The organism is Pseudomonas edaphica (assembly GCF_005863185.1).
In the GTDB taxonomy this organism is placed as follows: domain Bacteria; phylum Pseudomonadota; class Gammaproteobacteria; order Pseudomonadales; family Pseudomonadaceae; genus Aquipseudomonas; species Aquipseudomonas edaphica.
The window spans coordinates 1-707 of sequence record NZ_VBVZ01001097.1 but is presented as its reverse complement, the minus strand read 5'-3'; the positions used below and the strand labels follow the sequence as shown (position 1 = coordinate 707).

Sequence of the window (707 nt, the reverse complement as noted above, 5' to 3'; positions counted from 1 at the left end):
CGTCTACACTCGAAACATTCCCCGTGCCATAACGAGACCGTTATGCCCAGACTGCCGACCGTGATACTGCTGTCGCTGCTCGCCTGGACCGCAACGGCTGGCGCGTTGACTCTTACTGATGATGAGCGTGGCTGGCTGGCGGACCATCAGGAGCTGCGCCTGGGGGTGGACGCTTCTTGGCCGCCCTTCGAATACCGTGATGAAAATGGCCGTTATCAAGGCCTCGCAGCCGACTATGTACGCCTGATCCAGGACCGCCTGGGCATGCGGATCAAGCTGATCGAGCCGGCAAACTGGACCGCCGTGCTCGAACAGGCGAAAAACAATCAGCTCGACCTGTTGCCCGGCATAATGTCGACGCCCGAACGCCAGAATTACCTGGGCTTTACACGTCCGTACCTGGATTTCCCGATCGTCATCCTCGCCCATGAGGGCGGCGCGAAACCGCGCAACCTTAAAGACCTGTACGGCCTGAAGATCGCCGTGGTGGAAAACTACGCGCCGCACGAATTACTGCGCACCCACCATCCCGACCTCAACCTGGTGGCCATGCCGAACGTCAGCTCGACGCTGCAAGCCCTGGCCACCGATGAAGTGGATGCGGTTGTAGGCGACCTCGCCTCCAGCGTCTGGAGCCTGCGCCAGCTCAAGCTGGATGGTTTATACGTCAGCGGCGAAACGCCCTATCGGTACCAGTTGGCGATGGG

1 protein-coding gene is annotated in these 707 nt (G+C 60.5%); it reads left to right on the top strand.

Annotation, left to right across the window (positions count from 1 at the left end; translation table 11 throughout):
• Positions 1–42: 42 nt before the first annotated feature.
• Positions 43–707, top strand: a 665-nt coding sequence (locus tag FEM54_RS33460) for a transporter substrate-binding domain-containing protein (protein ID WP_138454388.1), incomplete at its 3' end; no start/stop codon positions are given.